Origin of the sequence: Flavobacterium sp. (assembly GCF_049318185.1) — a bacterium.
In the GTDB taxonomy this organism is placed as follows: domain Bacteria; phylum Bacteroidota; class Bacteroidia; order Flavobacteriales; family Flavobacteriaceae; genus Flavobacterium.
In genome coordinates this window covers 1-4,841 of the sequence record NZ_JBMOGV010000129.1, presented here as the reverse complement: position 1 = coordinate 4,841, position 4,841 = coordinate 1, and the positions used below count along the sequence as shown (strand labels likewise).

At 36.2% G+C, this 4,841-nt stretch carries 5 protein-coding genes; 3 read left to right on the top strand and 2 right to left on the bottom strand.

Annotation, left to right across the window (positions count from 1 at the left end; genetic code table 11):
* The first annotated feature begins 37 nt into the window (after window positions 1-37).
* The 3 genes from ACOYLT_RS10020 to ACOYLT_RS10010 all read left to right on the top strand — a co-directional run bounded on the left by ACOYLT_RS10020 (window position 38) and on the right by ACOYLT_RS10010 (window position 2,623).
* Complete coding sequence (locus ACOYLT_RS10020) at window positions 38-1,720, top strand: hypothetical protein (protein ID WP_422853716.1); 1,683 nt, start codon at window positions 38-40, stop codon at window positions 1,718-1,720.
* Between the two features lie 24 nt (window positions 1,721-1,744).
* Window positions 1,745-2,170: a hypothetical protein gene (locus tag ACOYLT_RS10015; RefSeq protein WP_422853715.1), complete on the top strand. Its 426-nt coding sequence runs from the start codon at window positions 1,745-1,747 to the stop codon at window positions 2,168-2,170.
* A gap of 291 nt (window positions 2,171-2,461) precedes the next feature.
* Window positions 2,462-2,623 carry a hypothetical protein gene (locus ACOYLT_RS10010; protein ID WP_422853714.1) on the top strand — a complete coding sequence of 54 codons (162 nt, stop codon included), beginning with the start codon at window positions 2,462-2,464 and terminating at the stop codon, window positions 2,621-2,623.
* 336 nt (window positions 2,624-2,959) lie between these two features.
* Here ACOYLT_RS10010 and ACOYLT_RS10005 read toward each other — a convergent pair whose 3' ends face one another.
* Complete coding sequence (locus ACOYLT_RS10005; protein WP_422853713.1) at window positions 2,960-3,622, bottom strand: hypothetical protein; 663 nt, start codon at window positions 3,620-3,622, stop codon at window positions 2,960-2,962.
* A 513-nt stretch (window positions 3,623-4,135) separates the two neighbouring features.
* The gene (locus tag ACOYLT_RS10000) at window positions 4,136-4,486 is read right to left on the bottom strand and encodes a hypothetical protein (protein ID WP_422853712.1); all 351 of its coding nucleotides are present in this window, start codon (window positions 4,484-4,486) and stop codon (window positions 4,136-4,138) included.
* Between the last annotated feature and the right edge of the window lie 355 nt (window positions 4,487-4,841).

Genomic DNA, 4,841 nt, shown 5'->3' with positions numbered 1-4,841 from the left:
TCATTAATAGACAATTGTTAATTTTAAATTTCAAACTATGCAACCTCTTTCGCAACGAAACAGCCCCATGGAACGCTTCCTAACTGCTAATAATAAAGCAGCAAGCGTATTGGTATTATTTTTTGTTATACTTATTTCTGCTTGCCAGAAAAAAATGGATGTAATAAACGATTTGTCCCCCCTTTCTCAAAAGCGAATTGAGGTTACCGAAATTAAAGAATGGGTAAACACGCTGTTGCCAACGCTTGTAGACCAACCAACCCTTTTATACGCAAGGGCCGAGCAATCAACAATAAACGGAAATCATTTTGTTCGTATTCCTACAACAGGCAAGGGATCAGATGGAGGATCTTTCTACTTCAAGAGGCGGCCAGATGGCAGTATGGAAGTGAACTATGTGGTACGCTTAGTTTCGGATTCTATCAAAGGAAATGGGCTAGTGGGTTTCGCTAATCTGGACGAAAAATCGTTTCGGGTTAATCTATATGAAAACAACAAACTTGTTCAATCAAAAATTGTTCCCGACTCGCTGGGACTATTTAATAATGCTTTTCTTTCTTCTGCTCCACAAACAAAGAAATATGACTTTGGATGTGAGATAGAAACTCGCATAATTCTTCCGGATGGAAGGGACTCAATTGTTATAGTTAAACGGTTGGGCGATCCTATTACGCCTTGCGGCAACGAGTATGACAGTTTTTGGTATAAGGTTAAGAAATTTTTTAGTTTTGAGTGGCTTGCAAATTTATTTCCTGGAGGAGGAGGAGGAAACGGTGGTGGAAACGGTGGTGGAAATGGTGGCGGGAATTCAGGAGGTGGAGATAGCCCGGGTTTTGGGTTCTACGATTGGAGATTATTTAATGGAAGCGGCAGTGGAAACGGATCCGGTAATTCAGGAAGTGGCGGTAAAGGCGGATCTGGCGGAGGGGGGGGCTCGCAAAATGGGCCAAGTAATCCGTGGAAGCCGTTTCCAATTTCTGACGGAGCTACTCGACCCGCACTTAAAACCCCTTGTGATAGCATAAAGGATTTAGCAACCAAAGCAGGTGAGGTCTTTGTAAAGAGTCAAGCAAATATTAAATTAGAAAGTATTCCCAATCTTGCCAGTGAAAAAAAGGAAAAGGGTTTTCCGATTTTGCATAAGTTCTCAATTAATCCTACTAATAAATACGATACTACCTTCACATCAATGTACTCTGGAAACATAGAAACTGGAACCGATTCAACATTTGTTTTTAATGGCTCAGTTGGAAGACTAGAAGTGCTTGTTGCGCTATTACATACCCACCCACCTATAGGGTATTCGGCACCCTCTCCATATGATTTTTTTGCAATGATTAATGAAGCATCAAAAAACCCCTATTTTACCCACTCTTTCATTGCTTCCTCAAATGGTGATATTTATGCAATTACTATTTCTAACTATTCAAAGGCTATCTCTTTCATGCCAAAGCTAGAACAAAGCCTACAGGGCTCAACATTTAATGATGATGATCCACTAGGAATAGCTTTCAAATCGGCAAGACAGAAGCTACAAGACCAAAAGATTAATGATTTTTTGGCATATGAAAGAGCTCTTTCGGTGGTCTTCAATGATTTTGATGCCGGACTAACGCTAAACAAAAGAGGTCCCGACGGAAATTTTTCTCCTGTTTCATATAAATCTATCCCAGACCCAAAAAGACCAAAGAAAAAAATTATTATCGAAGATTGCAAATAAGCTTTTACCTAAATCAATTTAAAAATGAAAAAAGTATTATTAATTCTCGTTTTGTTTTTTGCATGCAAAAATACAACTGCCATAGCACAGGGTGTTCCAGATACGCTTCAGTATCTAAAAACAATCGTTCAAAATAAAAGTCAGTATATAGGACAGCCCTTTTCAAAATTACTGGCGGACTTAAAAATTGAAATAATATATTTTAATTATAATATTAGTCCTGTACCATATGACAGATCAAAGGAAAGATCCAGTGCGTTCTCTTTTTATTTTCCGGCGAGAAATGAAGACTTTAACTTAGCCTATCCCTTTCTCGAAATAATCTGGAATGAGCCACTTAATGCTTTGCGATCCGGCTCAATTTATGACCAAAGCGGTGGAAGGTTTTCTTCTGAGGCTAGATTGTTTTACCTGTCAGGAATTATTGAGGACATAAAGATTTTAGAATAAATATAAGGATGCAAAAAGACACAAAATACCGCCAGGATTTAAATCCTAGTAGAGTAAATATATTTTGGCCCTTAAAATGTTTTCTATGAATACTATAACTTTTTCTACGCAGATTAAGCTTTGCATTAAATGATAGGTTTGTACAAACGAACCAATCAGTCATCAACAAAGAAAAATAATTATTCTACTTAACATAAGAATAATTATAGGCGCAATAGATTGATTGTCAGTTTATTATGAATTTGTTTAAATTTTAGTTTGTAATAGAATAATTTTAAATATTTTCTAAATTTGAAAAAGAAAAATTTTATTCTTCTTGACGTAACCGATGTTAGGGGAGCTGACAGTAGGATGGATGTCAAAACTATCACATGGACTCATGCTAATGTCTACGATAGAAGAACAGAAGTATTTCTGTTGATAGTATTCAACAAAAAAGCGGTTCAAACCTGAACCGCCTTTTAAGATGTCGCAAACTAGTAATACTGTTATTTCAACATTATTCATTTATTTTTTTCTTCGACAAATAAAGAAAAGAGGTTATTCCGCATCTAACACCCATAAGCCATCCTCTTACTTTATTTTAAAGAAATAAACATAGGAACCAACGAACGGCATCCGAAGTATCATTAAAATTAAATCGGCTTTTTTTCGCTCCGACAGCGAATGATTTTTCACAATATCAATATATGTAATGAAGATGCATAAAAATGCCGAAATTAAGAATATGCTAAATACAATTGGGATTACATAATTTAGAAACATAAAAGAGGAATTTAAAGTCTAAAATTAATATCTGGCAGACACATAAACGCAAGCAGCACCAACAGAAACAACGCAACCTCCCCACCAAGGAGCCCAGGTGGTACCAATACTAGAAATACCACATACAAATATTGCAAAACCGTCTGCTGCTATTGCATTACTAGCACATACTACACATTCACTCCAAGATATATTACTATTATGATCAGAGTCACACAAACCATAAATTGCCTTTGGTTGTGAAAGCGGAGAAGTCGGGTTACTGGTTCCACTTCCAGAAGAAATACTATTGGTAGCTATTTTTTGTGATGATCTGGGATATTTATCAGAAAGAGCTTGAGGTAATCCTGTTGCCTTCCAACTTTTAATTTGATTATTTTCAACTACTATGTTTGAGTGAATATAATTATCATAATTCATATCAACCATTCGCAGTTTCCCAGATAAGGTTGAATAATTGAACTCTTTAGCGTCCATGTAGTTTAACGCATACAAATCATTATTTGGTAAAATTCCACCGATTCCTAACTCAACCACCTGTAATGTTCCTATTATTGTTTTATTTTTCATAATTGGAACGAAAATCAAATTGAAAGAATCTCGATTATTATTAACTGCCAGCTTCGTTGTTGCGGCATTCTTATAATCAATTGTTCCAAAATTTTCAAGGTCAGATTTATGTCGCAAAAAAGTAGCAGATTCGAAAAAAGTCTGAACTATTTTATTTGAGTTAATTATTTCAGAGCTGCTCTTTGAACATGAGTTAAGAGTTAATGAAGTAATAAATACGATCAATGTTAGGCTTAAAATAATGCCCTAGTTAAATTTTTTCATAATTAGATAAAGTTTTTTTGTATAAAAATAATACTTCCTACTAACTCCCCAAATTTCAGACCAGAGGCCAAGTTAATTTTTTGTTAATTTAAACCTTAATTAACCTTTTAATTTCCTGCTAGTGACATACTCAATTATCGTATTATAGTTGCATTTTTCTTCAATAAGGGGAGCCAAATTGAACATAACATTTGTATTATTACTCTGCGTGAGGAAAACACCTCCTGAGTTCGGTCAAAATCGGTTGATTTCGGTTTTGTGAAAACGTAACGCATACATATCAACGCCTTCATTTTTTCAAAAAATCTTCATAACCCTGAGGCCATGGGTTCAAGTCCCATTCTCGCACATGAAAATCAATTATTGTTAGTCTTCCAAATTTCTAATTGCTATTTTTAAACTTACGCCCCAACTGTTCTGATAAGGTGAAACACCGGTCACCGTTTTAAGCGGTACCAGGTAATGAAAATCCATCCCCCAAGCTTGGTCATTGAGTATCCCGGAATATCCCACCCCAAATCCAAGGAAATTTCTGTTCCCCTTTGTAACATTTTCAATACTGACCCCTCCACGGAGGCTGAATTGCTGATAAAAGGTGTATTCTAGCCCGCCAGAGAAGCGTATTTCACGCAATTCTTCTTTCAGTCCTCCGGGAGCGTCCGCAAATGAGCTAAAAAGAGCCCTCAGAACGCCGATATTCGGGTCTTTACCTGCCAAAATCTGCCTGTTGCCGTCATAATTTGGCGGTGTGGGTACCAATAGCTTGTTTATATCTATTTAGGTCTTAGGAAAAGACCATTTTCGCTATATGGTCTTAGATTTAGATTACTACCTATTGGAATTGTCGCAGTATTGGTTGGTGTAATATTAATGTTTAGGTAAATGTATCAAATTACCTGCTTCATATTGACCCCTAAAAGCAGCTTACATATTTTGTAGTGTCACCCATAGTGTCACTTATAGAAAATAAAAAAGCTTCTATTAAACTGATAATCAATCTAATAGAAGCTTTATACAGCTGTAGGGGGAGGGATCGAACCTCCACGAGGTGGTTAGCTATAGCGCAAAGTTT

Bases quoted from the DNA above. Each gene is read 5' to 3' on its own strand.
- ACOYLT_RS10020 (WP_422853716.1), top strand. From the start codon at position 38: ATGCAACCTCTTTCGCAACGAAACAGCCCCATGGAACGCTTCCTAACT.
- ACOYLT_RS10015 (WP_422853715.1), top strand. From the start codon at position 1,745: ATGAAAAAAGTATTATTAATTCTCGTTTTGTTTTTTGCATGCAAAAAT.